The 19,866-nt window shown below is 61.6% G+C and carries 13 protein-coding genes and 1 pseudogene; 5 read left to right on the top strand and 9 right to left on the bottom strand.

The genetic code is table 11. The annotated features are described in order from the left end of the window. Positions 1-15 precede the first annotated feature (15 nt). The 4 genes from AC1DW2_RS25190 to AC1DW2_RS25175 are packed head-to-tail and all read right to left on the bottom strand — an operon-like array spanning position 16 to position 3,684. Positions 16-1,257 (bottom strand): SDR family NAD(P)-dependent oxidoreductase, encoded by a 1,242-nt coding sequence (locus tag AC1DW2_RS25190; protein WP_477007369.1) that lies wholly within the window; start codon positions 1,255-1,257, stop codon positions 16-18. Beyond that, entirely contained in the window at positions 1,254-2,432 is a 1,179-nt protein-coding gene (locus AC1DW2_RS25185) for a thiolase family protein (protein WP_166352002.1), read from the bottom strand. The genes AC1DW2_RS25190 and AC1DW2_RS25185 overlap by 4 nt, the downstream gene beginning before the upstream one ends. A gap of 24 nt (positions 2,433-2,456) precedes the next feature. Beyond that, on the bottom strand, positions 2,457-2,885 hold the full coding sequence (locus tag AC1DW2_RS25180; protein WP_477007431.1) for an organic hydroperoxide resistance protein: 429 nt from the start codon (positions 2,883-2,885) through the stop codon (positions 2,457-2,459). A gap of 16 nt (positions 2,886-2,901) precedes the next feature. Continuing rightward, a complete protein-coding gene (locus AC1DW2_RS25175) occupies positions 2,902-3,684 on the bottom strand; it encodes an aspartate/glutamate racemase family protein (protein ID WP_063984212.1) in 783 nt (260 codons plus the stop codon). A 619-nt stretch (positions 3,685-4,303) separates the two neighbouring features. On the opposite strand from AC1DW2_RS25175, the gene AC1DW2_RS25170 reads away from it, so the two are divergent. The 5 genes from AC1DW2_RS25170 to AC1DW2_RS25150 all read left to right on the top strand — a co-directional run bounded on the left by AC1DW2_RS25170 (position 4,304) and on the right by AC1DW2_RS25150 (position 13,019). Continuing rightward, complete coding sequence (locus AC1DW2_RS25170) at positions 4,304-5,452, top strand: ABC transporter substrate-binding protein (protein WP_038943768.1); 1,149 nt, start codon at positions 4,304-4,306, stop codon at positions 5,450-5,452. Between the two features lie 43 nt (positions 5,453-5,495). Continuing rightward, positions 5,496-6,539, top strand: coding sequence for a branched-chain amino acid ABC transporter permease (locus tag AC1DW2_RS25165; protein WP_477007368.1), 1,044 nt, complete (start codon positions 5,496-5,498; stop codon positions 6,537-6,539). Next, on the top strand, positions 6,536-8,305 hold the full coding sequence (locus tag AC1DW2_RS25160) for a branched-chain amino acid ABC transporter ATP-binding protein/permease (RefSeq protein WP_477007367.1): 1,770 nt from the start codon (positions 6,536-6,538) through the stop codon (positions 8,303-8,305). The genes AC1DW2_RS25165 and AC1DW2_RS25160 overlap by 4 nt, the downstream gene beginning before the upstream one ends. Further along, entirely contained in the window at positions 8,302-9,015 is a 714-nt protein-coding gene (locus AC1DW2_RS25155) for an ABC transporter ATP-binding protein (protein WP_477007366.1), read from the top strand. The genes AC1DW2_RS25160 and AC1DW2_RS25155 overlap by 4 nt, the downstream gene beginning before the upstream one ends. 644 nt (positions 9,016-9,659) lie before the next feature. Further along, positions 9,660-13,019 carry an AAA family ATPase gene (locus tag AC1DW2_RS25150; RefSeq protein WP_477007365.1) on the top strand — a complete coding sequence of 1,120 codons (3,360 nt, stop codon included), beginning with the start codon at positions 9,660-9,662 and terminating at the stop codon, positions 13,017-13,019. 60 nt (positions 13,020-13,079) lie between these two features. On the opposite strand, the gene AC1DW2_RS25145 is transcribed toward AC1DW2_RS25150, so the two are convergent. The 5 genes and pseudogenes from AC1DW2_RS25145 to AC1DW2_RS25125 form a co-directional block, all read right to left on the bottom strand. After that, entirely contained in the window at positions 13,080-14,342 is a 1,263-nt protein-coding gene (locus tag AC1DW2_RS25145; RefSeq protein WP_477007364.1) for a patatin-like phospholipase family protein, read from the bottom strand. A 425-nt stretch (positions 14,343-14,767) separates the two neighbouring features. Beyond that, positions 14,768-15,844 (bottom strand): hypothetical protein, encoded by a 1,077-nt coding sequence (locus tag AC1DW2_RS25140; protein WP_071915261.1) that lies wholly within the window; start codon positions 15,842-15,844, stop codon positions 14,768-14,770. 994 nt (positions 15,845-16,838) lie between these two features. Then, a complete protein-coding gene (locus AC1DW2_RS25135) occupies positions 16,839-17,057 on the bottom strand; it encodes a DUF1127 domain-containing protein (protein ID WP_477007363.1) in 219 nt (72 codons plus the stop codon). 1,212 nt (positions 17,058-18,269) lie between these two features. Continuing rightward, positions 18,270-18,674 carry a nuclear transport factor 2 family protein gene (locus tag AC1DW2_RS25130; protein WP_477007362.1) on the bottom strand — a complete coding sequence of 135 codons (405 nt, stop codon included), beginning with the start codon at positions 18,672-18,674 and terminating at the stop codon, positions 18,270-18,272. A 942-nt stretch (positions 18,675-19,616) separates the two neighbouring features. After that, positions 19,617-19,866: pseudogene (locus AC1DW2_RS25125) on the bottom strand (L,D-transpeptidase family protein); the annotation flags it as partial.

Here is a 19,866-nt window from a genome sequence, read left to right as displayed (position 1 = left end):
GTTGAAATCCCGATGTCACCTGTCGAGCTCGCGCTCGAGCGCTTTCGGATTGGCCGCGAGACGTTGCCGGATCTCCTCGGCGACATCTCCGACATACATCTCCTCGAGCCCGCCTCTCAGCCCCGACACGATCGCCTGCGCGATTGCGCGCGGCGCAACCTTCGGCGGCGGTACGGTCTGGAACCACTCGGTGTCGACGGGCCCGGTGAACAGATTCATCACCCTGACGCCGCCGGGCCTGAGCTCGGCGCGAAGGCAGTGCGAGAGCGACAGGCACGCCGCTTGCGAGGCCGAGTAGGCGCCAAAGGCAGGCCAGTTCGCCAGCGCATGGACCGAGAGAATGTTGACCCACGCGGCGCTGTTGTTGGTGCCATCGGCACCCCGCATTCGCATGGCGGGACCGAAGGCCTGTGCGAGGTTGATGAAGCCGAGATAGGCCTGGTCGATCTCGTCGCGCGCGATGCTCGTGCCCCTGCGGTCGAGCAGGCCGCCCGGCCGCACATACTCCGTCGTGTTGACGAGGATATCGACCTTGCCGCCGATGTCGGCCGCGAGATCGGCCGCAGATTTCTCGTCGGCGGCGTCAAGGGTCACGATCTCGATTCCGTCCTGGCCGCGCAGCAGCTGCTCGCCGGCGAACGGCCGCCACGGTTCGGCAACGCCGACGAACACCGTCTTGGCGCCCGCGGCCTTCAAGGCGGCGACGGCCTCCTGACCGATCACGCTCCGACCGTTGGTGACCAGCACCCGCCGGAATTTCGGATCGGCCGTCATTTCCCGCCATTGCTTGTCGTCTGCCATGTTGGGAGTCTCCCCCTCGGGATGGGCAAAGGCCACCGCCTGGCCGCTCTTGTCGAGTTGAAACGACATGCGGACCGGTGCGCCCTCCACGCAGTCGGCATGGAGGTGCGTCACAATCGTCGGACCGCATTCCATCTTCACGAGGCCGATGCGCCAGGGCGCCCGCTCGCGGAAATAGACATCGCTCGGCACGCGCGCAGTCGTTTCGGCAAGAAGAACACCTCGTCGTGGCGCATCGACGAAGGCAAGTCCGGCCGACAGGCAAGACGGACAGGCCTCCCGCGCCGGATAAGCAAAAGAACCGCAGGCGTCACAGCGTTGCAGCATGAAGCGGCCCTCGGCGGCTGCCCGCGTAAACCCATGCGACGTCCTGCTGCGCGGTCGCGGCGGCGAAGCAGGCAGCCGCGTCCGCAGCAGCGGGTTCTTGCGCCGGGGCGGCTTGATCGGCTCTATCATCGCGACGGCCCTGCAAAGATCGCGGCGCCCGAGGCGAGACCACGGTCATAGTTGATCATACCGAACCCCGAGGCCAAGGCGAGGCTCGCGTTCCCGACCTGCGTGGGGCCTGCAGTTCCCAGAACCTGTCGAAGTCCCTCGACGAGACCGAGATAGGCGCCGGCGGCGCCGGCCTGTCCGGCCGAGAGCTGTCCGCCCGACGTGTTGTGCGGAAAGTCGCCGTCGATGGTGAGATCGTGCTGGCGCACGAACTCGGCCCCCTCCCCCTTGTTGCAGAAGCCGAGATCCTCGAACTGCATCATCGTGATGACGGGGTAATCGTCATAGGTCTGCACGATATCGAGATCGTCGGGCTTCACGCCGGCCATCGCATAGAGCTCGCCGACGTCCATTGCCCAGCCGCCGCGGACCTGCATCGGATCATCAGCAAAGGCGTTGTGCCGCTCGATTGTCGAAAGCAGCCGTGCTGCTGTCAGCCCGAGCGAAGCCGCGGTCTCGTCCCGCATCACCAGGAAGGCCTCGGCGCCGGCGCATGGCATCACGCAGTCGAAGAGATGGATGGGATCGGAGATCGGCCGTGCCGCCAGATACTGCTCCATCGTCAGGGGCGTCTTCATCAGCGCATGCGGGTTGCGCAGGGCATTGGCGCGCTGGGCGACGGCGATCCTGCCGACATCCTCACGCGTGACGCCGAAGGTCCGCATGTAGTTGCGGGCGATCAGCGCGAAGCTCGCATTGGCACCACCGGCGCCATAGGGATAGACGGCATCCTGGTTGAAGCGCGAGAAGTTCTCCAGCGTCAGCCGGAACGAATCGACATGGTTGGTATCGCCGGCGATGCACGCCACGATGTCGGCGTCGCGCGCCTGAACCGCGCGCGCCGCTTTTCGCAAGCCTGCGATGGCGCTGGCGCCACCGAGCGGAATCGTATCCAGCCATCGTACGCAGAGCCCGAAATGCTGCGTCAGCCCGATCCCGCTGTCGGTGCCCATGGTAAAGCTGGAGACGCACAGACCGTCGATGTCGGAAGCCTTGATGCCGGCCTGCGCAACGAGCGTACTCAGTGCCCGCCCGATCCACCACTGCGCACTCTCGATGGAGTAGCGCACATAGGGAATCGTGACGGGCGCCGCAATCACGACGCCGTCATATGGTGTGCGCAAGGTATTGGTCACCAACCGCCCGCCTCGTTCATTGTCTCAGATGACCGTGAGCTTCACCGCAATATTGCCGCGGGTTGCATTCGAATAGGGACAGCGCTCGTGCGCGCCTGCGACGACCTCCTCGGCCACCGACCTCTCGACACCGGGCAGATTGACCTTCAGTTCGACGGCGAGCGCATATCCGACGGGAACCGGACCCATCGCAACCTTCGCGGTCACTGACGGCTCAGCGGATGGGACGACCGTCCGGGTGCGCGCGACGAGCTTGACCGCACCGAGAAAGCACGCGGCGTAGCCGGCCGCAAAGAGCTGTTCGGGGTTGGTGCCTCCGCCCCCGGGACCGCCCAGCGATTTCGGCACGGACAGCGATACCGACAACAGGCCGTCGGCGCTGGCGGCCTTGCCGTCCCGGCCGCCGATCGCCGTCACCTCGGTCTCGTACAGGATCTTTTCGGGATTCATCATCATTCACTCTCCAGTCCTAGCGGCTGTTGCGAGCAAGCAGTGCGCGGAAATCGTCGCGCGCCTGGGCGCTGGCCCGCTTGAAGCTCGGCCCGCGGCTGGGCTCGGTGCCATTGAGCTGCCGGAGCTGCACCCACATCTCGGCACTTTTCAGCGCCACCGCCGCGCAATTGACCACCGGCGCGTGCCCGACTTTCAGGCCATGCTCCCTTCCGATCAGAAGGCCCGGCAGTACACCGGCGGGGATCACGACGTCGGCGCCGTGCTCGATCAGCGGGCGTGCGCAGGCGACAAAGTCCTTGATCATGCGGGCTTGCGCGGCCTGATCTCCGTCAAAGGCATCGGCGAAATCCGCCGGCTTGCAGCCAAGGCCGGTCACATGGACCACGCGATCGCCGAGGCCATAACGCTCGGCCTGCTCGTAGTGCCAGACCTCGAAGACGGGATCGAGCGTCACAAGGCCGAGCCTCCGGCCGAGCTGAGAGGCCGCCAGCAACGTCGCCTCGCCGGTCCCGATCACGGGAATGTCCAGCGTCGAACGCAACTCGTAGAGTCCGGGATCCTGGAAATGTCCCATCACGAAGGCGTCGAACCCGCCCTCCTCGGCCGCAATGCCGTTGTCGATCGCCTGGACGGCGCAGCGCAATTCCGCGAGCCGTCCGAACTCCCGGTCGGGCGGCGAAATGCCCTCGACGTGAACTGTCGTGCCCGATGCAGCGATGTTGTTGAGGTATTCCGACAGCCGCGCCATGTAGGGCGCGTTCACGCTCGCATCAACGAAGCTCTGCCAGAAGATGCGCATCGTCCTTCTCCTCAGGCGGTGATCGGAGGATCGGTCGTCGACGGCCGACAAATATATTTCAATCATAAACTAATTCACGCGTCAAATGCGCTCGGCGGCGTCGCCGACGGCCACCGCCACCGCAAGGGAAGCCCGGCCTTTTCGTACGCTCGATCGGCATTGAGGCGCCGCACTCTGGCGAAATTGTATGCAACAACATTTTTTCTGACAGAGCCGTGACACGTGTTGACGGCTCCACCAACAATACTTTAGGCTTTAAGTAATTCCTCGCCGGCCAGGGACCGGTGGATGTTGCAGGGCACCGATTTTGAGAGACTCGATCGTGTGGACAGTCGCCGTGCTCGAACAGCCGGCAGCAACAGCATCGCCGGCCGCGCATCGCGGCCGGGCCAACGGCCTTTCGTTGCTTCAGGAAAGTCCCGCCCACATCGGCCGGTGGGCCTGTCGTTCGAGCGGCAACCAGCGCCATGGCCGCTGAGATCCGGCCGAGCAACCCCTCTTCGGCCGCGCCCGGATTTCGGCGCTGCAGCAATGCTTTCAATCGGTTCGTTCGTCGTTCGGACTCCCCGCACGGCAGCTTCGAGGCATTCCTATCCAGCACCAACGGAGGAGAACGCGTATGCGCAAGACTCTGAGCCTACTCGCACTTGTCGCCGGACTCTTCGCAGCGCCGGCTGCGCAGGCCGACATCACCATCGGCTTCGTTACCTCGCTGAGCGGCAACGGCTCGTCGATCGGAATCCCCTATGGGCGCGGCATCAATGCCGCCTATGAATACAAGAAGACCATCAACGGCGAGACCATTCGCCTGATCCAGCTCGACGACGGCTCCGACCCGTCGGCCGCGACCCGCAATGCGCGCAAGCTGGTTGAAGAAGAGAAGGTGGACCTCCTGATCGGCACGGCCACGGCGCCCTCGACCATCGCCATGGCGGCGGTGGCGAGCGAGCTGAAAGTGCCGATGATCGCGGTCTCGCCGATCGGCAAGCTGCCGGATACGCCGGAGCAGTGGGTGGTGTCGGTGCCGCAGCCGGCCTCTCTCCTCGTCAAGATCGTCGCCGACCGCATGAAGCGCGACGGCATGAAGAACATCGGCTATGTCGGCTTCTCAGATGCCTGGGGCGACCTCGTCTACAACGGTGCCAAGGCCGCCGAAGCCGCCGGCGACATCAAGATACAGACCAACGAGCGCTACGCCCGCACCGACACCTCGGTCACCGCGCAGATTCTCAAGGTGATGGCCGCACGTCCTGACGCCGTGCTGGACGGCGGCTCGGGCACGCAAGGCGCGCTGCCCCTCCTCACGCTCGCCGAGCGGGGCTTCAAGGGCAACACCTACGGCACGGTCGCACTCGTCAATCCGGACTTCGTCAATGTCGGCGGCAAGGCGGCCGACGGCATTCAGGTCTCCGCGGGTCCCGTGATCGTCGCCGAGCAGCTTCCCGACGAGCACTTTGCCAAGAAGATCGCGCTGGATTTCCGCAGCGTCTACCAGAAGACCCATAACATCCCGACCACCGACGGCTTCTCCGCCTATTCGTTCGACGCCTGGCTGATTTTCGCCAACGCTGCCGAGCGCGCGCTCAAGACCGCCAAGCCCGGAACGGCGGAATTCCGCACCGCGCTGCGGGACGCGATCCTCAGCACCAAGGAGCTGCCGGGCGTGCATGCCGTCTACAATTTCAAGCCCGGTGCGGTCACCGGCGTCGACGAGCGCTCGCTCGTCGTGGTGCGCCTGACCGGCGGCGCCTGGAAGTACGCGCCATAACCGTATCGATGGCCCCGGCATCACAGGGAGCAACGACGTCTCAATGACGAGCGACATTGCAGCCATTCTCGCGATCGACGGGATCGCCACCGGGGCCGTCTATGCCCTGGTGGCGATCGGGACCGTCCTGATCTTCACGGTGACGCGAGTCATCTTCATTCCCTTCGGCGACATCGCGGCCTTCACCGCGCTGACGCTGGCCGCCCTCGACGCGAAGCGCTTTCCGGGCACGGGAGCGCTGGTCGTGATCCTGGCCTGTCTTGCGACCCTGATCGAGATCATCTCGCTGGTGCGCTCCGGCGAACTCCGGCTGCTGCCCCGCGCGGTATCCTTCTATCTCCTGCTTCCGCTCGCCGTGGTCGGTGCAGCCTGGCTTGTCATGCGACTGGACCCGCCGCTTGCCGCCAGGCTCGTGCTGGCGCTGATGCTGATCACGCCGATCTCCCCGCTTCTGGATCGGATCGTCTTCCGTCCCATCGCTGACGGCACCGTGCTGCTGTTGCTGACGGTGTCCGTGGCGCTGCATTTCGCGCTGGTCGGCCTTGGCCTGTTGTTCTTCGGGCCCGAAGGGGTTCGAACCGAGCCGCTGACCTCGCTCTCGACCGAGTTCGCGGGCGTGCTGATCTCGGGCCAGACCATGCTGATCGTGATCGCGGCCCTCGTTTTCAGCGGCCTCCTCTATCTCTTCTTCGACTTCACGCTGGTCGGAAAATCGCTGCGCGCCACGGCCGTGAACCGGACCGGCTCCCGGCTGATGGGAATACGCCCCGCCCGCGCCGGCACGATCGCCTATCTGCTGGGATCGCTGATGGCCGGCGTATCCGGAATCCTGATCGCGCCGGTGAACACCGTGTTCTACGATTCCGGCTTCCTGATCGGCCTCAAGGCCTTTGTCGGCGCCATCGTCGGTGGCATGACCAGCTATCCCGGTGCGGCGATCGGCGCCGTCGGCGTCGGCATCCTCGAAAGCTTCGCCTCCTTCGAGAGCAGCGCGCTCAAGGACGTCATCGTCTTTTCGCTGCTGATCCCGATCCTGATCTGGCGATCCCTCGCCTCGCTGCATTCCGAGGAGGAGATCGAGGAATGACGCGCCTCCACATTCAGCTTGCCGCCGTCCTCGCCGTGCTGTGTCTCGCGGTGGCGCCCTTCGTGCTCAGTCCGTTCAGCATCACGCTGATGAACTATATCGGCATCTATTCGCTGGTCGCCATTGGTCTTGCACTCCTCACCGGCGTCGGCGGCATCGTGTCCTTCGGTCAGGCGGCGTTCGTGGGCGTCGCCGCCTATGCAACCGCGTGGGTCTCTGCGTTGAACGGGTACTCCCCGTGGCTCGGCCTCGTGTTCGGCGTGGTGCTGACCTGCGGCGTCGCAACCTTTCTCGGCGTCGTCACCCTGCGACTTCAGGGCCATTTCCTGTCGCTCTCGACCGTCGCCTGGGGCCTTGCGATCGGCTTCCTGTTCGGCAATGTCGAGGGGCTCGGCCGCTTCAACGGCATCTCGTCGATTCCGCCGATCAGCTTCGGTTCGATTGCGCTGGTCACGAGCGCCCAGATCTATTTCCTGATCTGGGGCATCGTCGCCGCGGTGCTTTTCCTCGGCTACAACCTGCTGGACTCCCGGCTCGGCCGCGCCATGCGCGTGCTCCGCGGCGGCAACACGCTGGTCGAGAGCCTCGGCATCAACGCTTTTCGCATCAAGCTCGTGACCTTCGTGATCGCGGCCTTCCTCGCCTCGCTCTCCGGGTGGCTCTACGCACACATGAGCCGCTTCATCAGCCCGGGTCCGTTCGATGCCGGCATGGGCATCGAATATCTGATGATGTCGATGGTCGGCGGCGCCGGCAGCCTGCTCGGCGGCGTCGTGGGGGCCGCGGTCGTCACGCTGCTCAAGAACAGCGTGCAGGATTATCTGCCGCTGATCGCCAAGGGTGCCTCCGGCCAGCTCGAGATCGTCGCCTTCTCCGCATTGTTCATCCTGTTCCTGCAATGGGCCCGGCAAGGCATCGTTCCCTTCGTCGCCCGCTATCTGCCCAAGGCCAGGCGCGAGCGACCTCAACCGGCGCCGCCCCTGCCCCGTCGCGCGCAACCGACGCCCGGGGAGCTGCTTCTGAAAGTGGATGGCGCCGAGCGCCGGTTCGGCGGCCTCGTCGCCGTCAACAATGTCAGCTTCGAGGTCCGCGCCGGCGAAATCCTTGCCGTCATCGGCCCCAACGGCGCCGGCAAGAGCACGATGTTCAACTGCCTGACCGGCGCGCTCCGGGTCAACAAGGGTGAGATCGTCTTTGCGGGACGCCCGATCACGCATGACGCGCAGTCCCGCATCGCCAAGGCCGGCGTCGCCAGGACCTTCCAGCATGTGAAGCTGCGCCCGCGCATGAGCCTGCTGGAAAACGTGATGCTCGGCACCTATGCCCGCACGCGCAGCGGCCTGTTCGCCGGCGCCTTCCGCCTCAACCAGCGCGAGGAAGCCAGCGCCCGGCACGAGGCCATGATGCAGCTCGAACGCGTTGGGCTCGGCGACAAGCCATTCGAGCTCGCGGGCAATCTGCCGCTCGGCAACCAGCGCATCCTTGAGATCGCGCGTGCGCTCGCCGCCGACCCTGCGCTGCTGGTGCTGGACGAGCCGGCCGCGGGCCTTCGCCGCCAGGAGAAGCTGCGGCTCGCGGAACTGCTCCGCTCGCTGCGGGCAGACCATCTGACCATCCTGGTCGTCGAGCATGACATGGAGTTCGTGATGTCGCTGGTCGACCGCATCGTGGTGCTCGATTTCGGCTCAAAACTCTGCGAAGGCGCGCCAGCCGCGATCCGCAGCGACGAACGGGTCCAGGAAGCCTATCTCGGAGGCGTCGCGTGAGCGAGATGCTGTCCATGACGGATGTGACGGTCTGCTACGACAATGTCGAAGCGGTCCGCAACGTGTCGCTGTCGGTCGAGGAAGGTCAGATCGTCACCGTCATCGGCCCGAACGGTGCCGGCAAGACCACGCTGCTGATGGCGGCCATCGGCCTGCTGGCCTCACGCGGGCGCATGGTCTTCCAGGGTCACGACATCGGCAGGATGTCGGTCGAAGACCGCGTCGAGCGCCGGCTGTGCCTCGTGCCGGAGAAGCGTGAGCTGTTCTCCGACATGTCGGTCGCGGACAACCTCCTGCTCGGCTCCTACAGCCTGCGCGACCGCTCGGGCGTCCAGAAGACACTGGACGAGGTCTATGACCGCTTCCCCCGCCTGAAGGAACGGCAGCGCCAGGCGGCAGGCACGCTCTCCGGCGGCGAGCGCCAGATGCTCGCGCTCGGCCGCGCGCTGATGGCCAAGCCGAAACTGCTCATGCTGGACGAGCCGAGCCTCGGCCTCGCGCCGCTGATCGTGCGCGAGATCTTTCGCACCATCGCGTCGCTACGCGACTTGGGCGTCTCCATCCTGCTGGTCGAGCAGAACGCCCGCGCCGCGCTCGAGACGGCTGACTATGGCTATGTGCTCGAGACTGGCGAGGTCGTGCAGTCGGGCCCGGCCAAGGACCTCATCCACGATCCCAGGCTGATCACGGCCTATCTCGGCGGGCACTAGCGCTGGTTCGGATCAGGCTCGGCGAGCCGCACAACAAAAATATCGAAAAACAACCCCATGCACAGTAGCTGGCGACAGCGATATCAATGGCTTGATACCCAGCAACTGCGGATTTTACGAAATCAACTTGATCCGTCGGGCAACACAGTGGCACAATGCCATCATCGCTGCCCATGGATAGCCGATGGCTTCCATCGCCAACTCGGACATTCCCAGTTACTAGGGGATCGGCAAGCTAAAGCCCGCGCGCGACTATTGGGAACGGTGGAGCATACCATCACCCGATGAAATGGCGTCGCTTGCGCGCCCACATCTTGGGCCACAGCAAAGGCTAATCAATGATGCTCTAATCGGCGCGATAAATCGAACATCAGTTGCGCTCCATCTTGAATCCGCATTTTGGCACAAAGTGCATATTACGTCCGGTCTCGCCGACGACCGCTATTGGCTCATGGCAGACCTATCGTGGCCGTCTGCTTGATGTCGGCTCTTGACCCAACTGCGACATCGCTTGGCAGCATCCAGTTTTCGCCGGAGCCCTTTCAATTGGGCGAGAGGTCCGGCGATCTGCGCTTCCAGCGATAGATGCGCCTTCGCTGGCTACTCCAATGTGCTATTCTTATCGCATAGGCCATAGGTATCCCATGACAGGTACTGCAGAGTGGCTCGCATCGATCGGTTTGGGGGAGTACGCCCAGCGTTTCGCCGAGAACGCCATCGATTTCTCGGTCGTTAGCGATCTCACGGAGCAGGACCTCAAGGACCTTGGCGTCCTGCTTGGGCACCGGCGCAAGATTCTGCGCGCAATTGCAGAACTCAAGAGTGAAGTCCTCGTATCAGTCCGAACGGCCGCCAAACCAGCGCCGCGGGACAGCGCCGAGCGGCGCCAACTGACGGTCATGTTTTGCGATCTGGTGGACTCGTCGGCACTTGCGGCCCGACTGGATCCAGAGGACTTGCGCTCGGTCATCGGTGCCTATCACGACTGCATCGCGGGTGTTATCGCCCGGAATGAGGGCGTCATCGCGCGGTACATGGGGGATGGCGTGCTTGCCTATTTCGGCTATCCCCAGGCGCACGAGGACGATGCCGAGCAGGCGACACGCGCGGGACTGACACTGGTCGATGCCGTGGCCAACCTCCAGACAGATATCGGTACGAGGCTACAGGTCCGCGTTGGCATCGCCACCGGAATGGTCGTCGTGGGTGATCTGACCGGCGAAGGCGCCGCCAAGGAGCACGCGGTCATTGGTGAGACACCGAACCTGGCCGCTCGCCTGCAGCAGTTCGCCGAGCCCGGTATGGTGCTGATTTCCGAGAGCACACACCAGCTCACCGATGGACATTTCGAGTACCGCGATCTCGGCTCTGTCGCGCTCAAAGGATGGGCGGAACCAATACCTGCCTGGCAGGTGCTCGGGATCAGTGGAGTAGAAAGCCGCTTCGAGGCGCAGCACAAGACGCGGTTGACACCGCTAATCGGGCGTGACGAGGAGATCGAACTGCTGTTGCGGCGCTGGCGGCATGCCGCGTCAGGCGAAGGCTGCGTCGTGGTTCTAACTGGAGAGCCGGGTATCGGTAAGTCGCATATCGCGCTGGCGCTTCAAGAGCGGCTCCAGGCCGAACCACACATTACGGTACGGCACTTCTGCTCGGCGCACCACGCCAACAGTGCGCTGTATCCATTCATCGCCAACCTCGAACGTGCCGCCCGGTTCGAGCGAGGCGAGACGCCGACGGAGAAGTTTGCCAAGCTTGAAGCTCTGCTCTTGCGGTTTGGCGCCGATGCAGACCGCGTGGTGCCGGCCCTGGCCAATCTTCTGTCGCTTCCGCTCTGCGACCGCTATCGCCTTCCCGAAATGACTCCGCAGACCCGCAAGGACATGACGCTGGCGGCGTTCCTGGCCCAGCTCGAAGCATTGGCGGCGCGTCAGCCGGTGTTCGTCATATTCGAGGATGCCCATTGGGCGGATCCGACGTCGCTGGAACTGCTCGCGGTTACACTGGAAAAGCTGCCGCGGCTTCGCGTGCTGCTGCTGATCACGGCGAGACCGGAGTTCGCGCCGCCCTGGCCTGGTCATGCCCATGTGACGACGATCTCGCTCACGCGGCTCAGTCGGCGCAACGGGGCGGCATTGGTCGAGCGCGTCACCGCCGGCAAGACGCTACCCGAGGAGGTCATGCACCAAATCCTCGCCCGTACCGATGGCGTACCCTTGTTCGTCGAGGAACTGACGAAGGCCGTGCTCGAAACCGGGCTGTTGCAGGAGCGGGACGACCATTACACGCTCAGCCGTCCGCTACCATCGATGGCGATTCCGACGACGTTGAGCGCATCGCTGATGGCCAGGCTCGACCGATTGGCTCCGGTGAAATACGTGGCTCAGATCGGCGCCGTCGTGGGGCGCGAGTTCTCCTACGAACTGCTGAGCGCCGTTGCCGAGTTGCCAAGGCAGACGCTGGAGGAGGCGCTTGCCCAGCTTGTCCGGGCGGAGCTGATATTCTGCCGGGGCGAGATACCCCGGGCTGTCTATACTTTCAAGCATGCGCTCGTACGCGACGCTGCCGAATCCGGACTTCTGAAGAGCCGACGCGCTACGCTGCACGCCACCATCGCGGACGTGTTCGAGCAACAGTTCCCGGAAATCGTGGAGGCTCAACCCGAGACTCTCGCGCTCCACCTAACGGAGGCGGGACTGTTCGAAAAGGCAGGAGAATATTGGCTCCAGGCGGGAAGGAAGGCGGCCATGCGCTCCGCCAACCTCGAAGCTATCGCACACCTGCGGAAGGGCATCGAGGTCTTGGCCCATCTGCCCGACGGTGCTCGAAAGGACAGACGGGAGCTCGATTTTCAATTCGCGCTGGGACCATGCCTGATCGCTACCCAGGGGCCAGCGTCGCCACATGCGGTGGCGATCTTTGTCCGCGCGCGCGAGCTGTGCCAGCGCCTCGTAGATCCCCCCGAGCAACTACAGATCATGTTCTGGTTGACCACCGCGAGCGTCATTCGTGGTGAGTTGCCGGTCGCCGAGGAAATGATCTCGGCGCTGCTCGAACTCGCGGAGGCGCGCGGCGATCGACCAACGTTGCTCAACGCGATGCGTGGACAAGGCATGATTCGACTTTTTATGGGACATCTCGAAGGAGCCCACGAAGTGATCGTACGGGCCTTCGAAGCGTTCGAGGCAAGCAACGAGCAGGACAGATTGGCGGCGCGTGCCGCCGGCCAGGATGCGGGCGTGGCCGACCTTGCCCTGATGTCATGGGGGCTCTGGCTGCTGGGCCGCCCCGATACCGCACTCGCACGACTGGATACCGCCATTCGTCGTGCCGACGCCATTGGTCATCCGCATTCGCAGGCCTATGGATGTTACTATGCGTCCATTCTCCACGCTCTTCGGGGCGAGTTCCTGACTGCGCACGGCTATGCGGAACGCTGTCTTGCCTTGTCGGAGGAGCACGGATTCCGGCAATGGAGAGGATTGGCGCGCGCCGTCCGGGGAATAAGTGCCAGCTTTCTCGATCCTTCGTCCGCCGCGCTCGCGGAAATCCAGGCTGCGATGAATGAATACCGTAACGCCGGCTATCAGCTCGGCATCACGGCCCTATACGTGCTCCTGAGCCCGGCCCTATTGTCGAGCCGTCAGCGCGAAGCCACGCTCGAGCTGATCGAACAGGGCCTTGCCACAACCAGCCGCAATAGCGAGCGGATATTTGAGGCCGAACTGTATCGACTGAAGGCGCGCGTGCTGCTCTTCCATGATGTACCGGGAGCCGGCACCGAGGCGCAATCACTGTTCGAGCGCGCACTGACAACTGCAAGAAGCCAACACGCCAAGGCCCTTGAACTTCGAGTTGCAGCTGACCTCGGCGCCTTGTGGATCGATCAGGGCAGACGCAAGGAAGCGCTCGACCTGCTTGCTCCCGTCTACGCGGGGTTTACCGAGGGTTTTGAAACGCAGGATCTAAAGCAAGCGAAGGCACTGCTCGATCGACTGCAGTAATTTTGTCCGGATCACAGATATTGGAGTCTTCAGCGGTCGCAGAGCTACTTGCCTTTGGCACTAGGCATCCGCTCGCTCTTGGCATTTACGATACGTATCTTTCACCGTTTGCCATCCCTCCTTGTCGTTTTTCTCTGGATGCTCATTTATGAAGTGTGGCCCATCATGCGGGTCGAGGTTTGCATGTGCGTGATACCTCTTGATTGCTTGTTCCGCAGCGGCTCTTCCCAACACTCGCCCGTTATAGAGGTTGCTGTGATTCCATTTGAAATTGATGTGCCCCGGCACCTGGATCTCGACGATTATGCCTTCCCATTTGGGTTCGTCGTACTGCACGTGATATTTGAAGATCCTGACGTCATCTTCGCCAACGGTCGCTGCGAATAATTGGCAAAGATTCGCCAGGGCGTCATGAAGGTCTTTCGGTTTGCGGACCTGCTTTGAATCGACGATCCTGCTCACCCATATTTCGTCCAGATCACGGTGCTCCTCGAGCAAGCTCTCGAAGTTGACCGTGTCGATCAGCGCTCCTTCGCAGTACGTAACTCCGTCGATCTCAACTGTTTCTTCGATGAAGGGAAGAGCTGAGCACGCACATAGGCTGGACGCGCTGATTGGCCCTTTGTACTCCTTCTTGTCGGCTTGCTGGATCATTGGTCGGTTGGAAAACAACGCGAGCTTATGGTCATCAAGATTCCAGGCGTTGTGAAATATGACGGGCTTTCCAGGCTCTTTGAGCGCTTCGAACTTTATGCTCTTCATGAACTGGCTATTCGGATAGTTGATCTTGGAGAGGCCAGTGACATGGGACAAGTACATCATTGACGTGAGATAGCGAACGAAGGGATTGGGTGCCAGGACCTGATTAAGGATCCATCTGTTGATGTCTCCGTCGTCCGGGATCGTGAACTTCTGTTGAGGGAACCAGAGCGACATAGAATCCCTGAAGGCATGCACCATGGTCGATGGGTCCCATAAATGCAGATAGTTCTTGGGATCCATGACGAAGCTGGTCAGAGCCCTGCTCATGCTTCCTGCCCAATCCGGACCAAACACGGTGTTTATGGGGAAGCGCTTATAGCCTTCGTCGTCTCGAAACACGCCATTCTTGAAGAATTGATAGGTCTTTTCCGCCCTGGCTTTGTTTTCAACTCCATCAAACTGATTGTAGACGATCCCAACCCAAGCGCCGATGCAGGACAAAGCCCACACGTCAAACCTTATATCTTCGTTGGCAAGGGCTTCCAGAACCCCGATGTGCAATCCTGCTGCCGGACCGCCTCCGCCGAGCGCAATCGCTCTCTTTACCATCGGATCCTCCATCTGATTTATCGTGTGGCTTATTCTCCAATCAACTTTCTGAATTGCGTGAAGAGATTGGTCATTCTTGGGCTCTCGGCCGCACAGAATGCCATCGAACCAAATCTGACAGTTCATAGAGCCAGCATTGCGAAATACGATACGTGCGACGGAGCGGTGGACGTCGATGTTCGATCTCGAATCTGCTGATACCACTGGCGCACGAAGATCCCGCTTAGCCTATCGCGGTCTGGACCGTCTATTTGTGAACCACTTCACGTACGATACTTATTGCCGACCATGGCCGCGGACCTGTTGTCCAATCGCGACTTCCGTTATTGGCCCAAAGCGGACGCTTTGTAGTCTTTGCTCAGATGTCGGCTTGTGACCCGGAACGGACATATCGAAATCAAAACAGACCGAAACGGACGAGAAGCACCGCGACTCAACTACGGGAGTCCTTTTGTCACCGTAAAGGGATTGAACCCACGTTCCGCGAGGGCAGCCCACGAAGCTGCGCCAAGATGTGACAATCGGAAATAGAGCCGCGGTTTGGTCGGATCGGTGTCCAACACGAACCCGGTCGGCAACTCGCGGGCAGTTGTGGCATAGAACCCACCATCCGGCGACCTCTGGGATTCGACTACAGCGATCAACGAGTCTGCTCTCCCAGTCCTGCCGAGCAATTTCATCAAGAGAGCCATTTGGCCCGTTCCTTCGGTCCACACACCGTCTCGGTCTTCACCGTAAGAAAAGCCCTCATCGACACTCATTCGCTGTTCGGCGGTCGTAATTGCCGATGCAAATTTCTCGACCGCTCCGTGGAGCGCTATTAAAGGCCAGACCTGAGCATCGAGAGCCAAAATCGGATTGTGCGTGACACCGTCTTCAGCGGTACCTGCGGCGAAACAGGCGCATGCCGGATCCCACATCGTATTTACGAAGTACTCAGCGACCGTTGCCTTATCGCGCCAGCGCGAATCCCCTGTACGGATCGCAAGAAGGCCAAACGCAGCGGCGAGGTCAGTATTATGTTCAGTCGATTTCCACGTCCGCACTTCCGGCGTCGGTTCGTGCCCAAACGTACCACCCGTGAAACCGCCAGTACCGCGCGTATCGGCCCATTGCGCGACCCAGGCGCCAAGCCGTGCTGCACCATCGCGGAACCGAGAGCCGGCGTTCACATCATCAAGCGACAGCAACGCCAACATGGCCCATGCCATGTTACCAACATCGCTGCCCACCTGATATCGATCCTCTAACCATTTGTTCTGAGTATTGTCCCACCACCCCGGAAGTTTGACGGGGCCATTCCCCACCACGCCCGCGGCGTAAGCGTTCCGGAGCCGTCCATCATGCCAGGTGCGGTCGTTGTCGATGGCCCAGAGAAGCGCCGAGCCAATCCGATACGCTTTGTCTTGCTCACCGCAACCGACCAACGCGATGGCGGCTACCGCATTGTCATAGAGGTAGGCGGCGCCATGCAGAGGCCCCGATTCGACGGTCGGATAGCTGGGCAGGAACAACGGCCCTGATGGCGGTGCCTTATCAATTAGACCAGCGAGGTATCCGCACGCTGACGTTTTTGGTGCTGTTGAGGCTTGCAGTGGAGCGGAGGCCATCACGATTGCGAAAGTCGCGACGATCCAAGTCTGAAGGCAGAGTCCGCGACAACGGTAGAAGCAACAAGTGATTGGTGCCGGTAGCATTTCGCTGCCTCTCGTGTCTTTTCAACCAAGATAGACTTTAGGACATCGGGAAGAATGCCGGTCAGGATCGAGAAAAAAATGTGCCTTCGTCTTCAATGGCAGCTTATGGCACTTTTCGGACCTGCGGCGGCAGTGTTCCGATGTCCGCTGTTGAGGGTTGAACGGACCTAAATCAGCCGCGCCCGAAGGTCGCCTTTTGACCCAGACCGGACCACCCGTTCGCCGCGCAGGCATTGGGCTTAGGCTCGACCGGTCCTCGCGCTAGTTTGAAGGACCTCGTGTTGCCAGACAGAGCGGTCGTCCCCATCGTATAGTGATCAGAAATCGCCAGCCACGAAAAGACCAGACTACTGGCGATTGCCGCGCTTGCGCCGCCTGCTTGGGCGGAAGGGCGCGGGTACGGGTGCCAGGGCGGCCCCTGGTACGGTATGGCAATCATCCCTCGACCATGGCCGATGAGTGCCGGTCATGCCAGTCCCGTGGATTATCGAAGAGCTGATCTATGGCCAAAAGCATTCTTGTCATCGTTGCTATTCTCGCAATTTCTACTTCTGGCGCTTTGGCCGCACAGAGGACCCATCATGGCCGCGCGTCGCCTGCGCCGTCGCCGAGCGAGGGGTCGAGGGGGCTGAGCCCATATGCTGTGGGCCCAGGTAATTCCAACGACCGCGAGATGTACATCAAGAACCTGCGCGACTCCGGGTATAATCCGGAGAACAACTTCAACAGGTTCGGGAACGTGCAGGCAGCACCTTATGGGGGCGGCTAAACCTCGAATCCCCTTAACCCGGTGCCGGCGCGGCTGCCGTCGCTAGGCCCGCCAAGACGGCTTTTCGAGTTCGTGCGCGATGTCGCTCCGGGAGACGCCGATATCGTGCAGGTCGGGCTCGGTCCAGCGCGCGAGCTCCCGGCGATCGCGATAACGCTGCCGCCAGAGATGAAGGGTCGCGCCAACGCTGGCCCAAACCTCGTAGAGGTTGACGAGAGCCTTGATATCAGCGGAGATCAGGCGTGTTGAAGACAACTTCACAGCTTTATCTCCCCCTATAAGTTCGGGAGGACTGTATCGCTGTGCTACTGACAGCATACTGTCAGCAGCAGGTAGCATCTCTGGCCCAAGGAACGGAGATGCCCCGGCTTCGCCTGACAATCACTTTGCGTCATGTATTCTTGGGAAGTCCGATGTTGGCCCATCAGCGAAGTGACGACACCGCTCAAGGAGGTCCGCTTAGCGAGGCGGTGCGGACTGGATTTGCTCGCTCTGAGTTCTTCGCATTTTGACCCGAAGTCGACCTTAAACTCGTAACCAGCGAGAGGCTGATCGCAGCTTAGCAGAGTCCTTGGTGGGACTTAGCACAAGCGGCACGCTCCCCAGGATCCGCAGCAACCCGCGCAACCACCGAACCCCCAGCCACCATACCCCCAGTCATCGAACCCGATGTCGTCATAGAATCCGATGCTGAACCCGCAGCCGCCGCAACCGCAACCACGGAAGCCACGGCAACCACGGAAGCCACCGCAACCTCGGATGCCAACGAACCCGCTACCACCGCAACCTCGAATGCCAACGAGCCCGCCACCACCGCAACCTCGGATGCCAACAAACCCACCACCACCGCAACCTCGGCCGCCAACAAACCCGCCGCCGCCGCAACCTCGGCCGCCGCCGCACCCCCCGCCACCATGGCCGCACCCGCAACCACCGCACCCCCGCGCTAGCTGCACGCCGCCGCCAAAGTTTTCTCTATCGAAAAGATGGAACGTGGCCAGACTGACGTCGGCCATTTCCTCTTCGCCAAGAAAGAAGCGCTGATTTGGCGAGGTGTTGGATTGCGGGATACCGGTAGCGGGCATCGTGGATGCGGATGCGCTACTCGCCAGCGAAAGACCCAGTCCGGCCGCACCTAGCACCTTCACGGTGGCGGCTTTGGCTGTGCGCTTCTGCTTCGAAGCTTGCTTGACCCGTGGCATGATCGCACCCTCCGTAGTTCTTGTGAAAGCGCTCTGCAAGAGTGCGCTCGGCGAAACCGGCGCGCAAGGGTTACCTGTGCCATAAAATGCGAAACATCTCATCGAGCTCCATTCATCTTCAGAACCGAGATCGACACATGACCGCTTTTGGTTGAGCAGAATCACGCCAGCCGACCAGCGCAAGAGGCGTCGCGATGTCGGCTGTCTACGGGAAAGCGGGCGTCACACGATGGTTGGGCTGACCGCAGCTTTTGACCCAAAGCGGAAATCACTAGCTCGGTACCCCGCTTAGGTGAAATGTCGTAGCAATGATGCGCCAGCCGTCGGGGGAGCGAACAAGGTTGTACGACTGCCGCCATTGCCTTGTGACGCTTCCATCCGGTCGGAGGTTTTTCCACGTTACAGTTCCGAGAGCACTGCGTTCGCCTATAGGAACAGCCACTACATCGTGCAGAGTTCCACTTTCGGTCCCTTCGCGTCGGTAGGTGTCGGCCACTCCTTGGAAAAACCGCGCAATCTCGTCACGTGACTGAAAACAATGTATCGACCCGTCACCCCGCATGGTGATGCAGGGAGCGCAGTAGAGTTTGGCGATTTGATCACCATCCCAGGTGGTGAATGTCTCCATGTATTTGTTGAAGAAGGCAGATATCTCGACTTCAAGCGCTTCCGGCATGATTTGTCTCCAGAGCTTTCATGTTCTGCGACGAGCAAGCCAACCCGAATTGTCTTGGGTCGCGATACAGCGCACGCGGAATTCGGATGGCGACATGCCGTTCAGCCGATCCGCTGCTGGGTCCAACTCCGCGCAACTGGCCTGCTCTACAGTTACGATCTGATCCGCGGCCAACCAAGCTACGATTGGAACTGAAGGGCCAATGATTACGAGATAGGCCAAGCCGAGAGCGGGAGACCAACGTTCAATACCAAGCCCCGTCCGGAAGACCACGGCCATTCCCAAGCCGAAGCACGCGATCCAAACGGCAAGCCAACAAGCAGAGATCATTCGTCTCTCCCCGCTCCAACAGTGTGCGCAATGTTACCGTTGACGCCCATCTCTCGCCAGAAGACAGTTTGCACCGAAGGGGCAATACACTTGACCGATTCTGGATGGTTAAGCTCACCTGCCCGTCAGGTGTTGATGGAAACGACGAGGTCATTGAATGCAAAAGGCTGATCGGCGATGTCGCCTATTGGCCCGAAGCAGCGGTTGGTGGATGTGTGCTATTCCGCTGCTGTCAGGGGAGAAGCAGACATCCGGCAAACAGGCCAAAAATGACGCGAATGACCCATAGCAGACCTGCACCCGAGCGTTCGCCGAGTGGCCGCCTTAACCTCGCAGTGGCAGCGGGATGGAAAGCAGTTAACGCGCGAGTGCACTTCGTAATCTTAATTTGCGCGAAGGCGTCCCACCGAAATTGCTCACCCGCGCCGACGAGTTGATCGAATAACTCGCTCTTAGCTGAAACGCATGGGTCCACACCTAGCCCGAGCCGACTCGCGCAGCGCTTCATCGCACTCCGCTTCCGGGCGTATTCAGACCTTGAGAAAGCATTGGCGAGGCTGGCAGTGACCCGGCAGCTGACTCTGGATGCAAGCCTGAAGTAGACCGGGCGCTCTAGCACCCGTCGTCTCCTACCACGACGGTCGACAGGAAGCTGGAACGAGCCAGATCACATGCAATCGGTTTCGAGAACGAGGTGCCAAACCATCTACTCGTCAACGAACCATCGTTGGTGACCCAGGGGATTGGCGGCAGTTGCGGCAGATAAGATGCATACGGCATCACTTTCGCAAGCGTCACTCTGACCAGATACTTTGCAAGAAACGCCTCGTTCATTCCGCCGTCCAGTCCGCTATAGATCGGG

Source organism: Bradyrhizobium sp. P3_C3, from assembly GCF_056402655.1.
This window is presented reverse-complemented; position numbering and strand designations above follow the sequence as displayed.

What these genes read in the sequence shown, in the direction of transcription:
- AC1DW2_RS25190 (WP_477007369.1), bottom strand. Translation starts at nt 1,257, where the DNA reads ATGATAGAGCCGATCAAGCCGCCCCGGCGCAAGAACCCGCTGCTGCGG.
- AC1DW2_RS25180 (WP_477007431.1), bottom strand. Translation starts at nt 2,885, where the DNA reads ATGATGAATCCCGAAAAGATCCTGTACGAGACCGAGGTGACGGCGATC.
- AC1DW2_RS25175 (WP_063984212.1), bottom strand. Translation starts at nt 3,684, where the DNA reads ATGCGCATCTTCTGGCAGAGCTTCGTTGATGCGAGCGTGAACGCGCCC.
- AC1DW2_RS25170 (WP_038943768.1), top strand. Translation starts at nt 4,304, where the DNA reads ATGCGCAAGACTCTGAGCCTACTCGCACTTGTCGCCGGACTCTTCGCA.
- AC1DW2_RS25165 (WP_477007368.1), top strand. Translation starts at nt 5,496, where the DNA reads ATGACGAGCGACATTGCAGCCATTCTCGCGATCGACGGGATCGCCACC.
- AC1DW2_RS25160 (WP_477007367.1), top strand. Translation starts at nt 6,536, where the DNA reads ATGACGCGCCTCCACATTCAGCTTGCCGCCGTCCTCGCCGTGCTGTGT.
- AC1DW2_RS25150 (WP_477007365.1), top strand. Translation starts at nt 9,660, where the DNA reads ATGACAGGTACTGCAGAGTGGCTCGCATCGATCGGTTTGGGGGAGTAC.
- AC1DW2_RS25145 (WP_477007364.1), bottom strand. Translation starts at nt 14,342, where the DNA reads ATGGAGGATCCGATGGTAAAGAGAGCGATTGCGCTCGGCGGAGGCGGT.
- AC1DW2_RS25130 (WP_477007362.1), bottom strand. Translation starts at nt 18,674, where the DNA reads ATGCCGGAAGCGCTTGAAGTCGAGATATCTGCCTTCTTCAACAAATAC.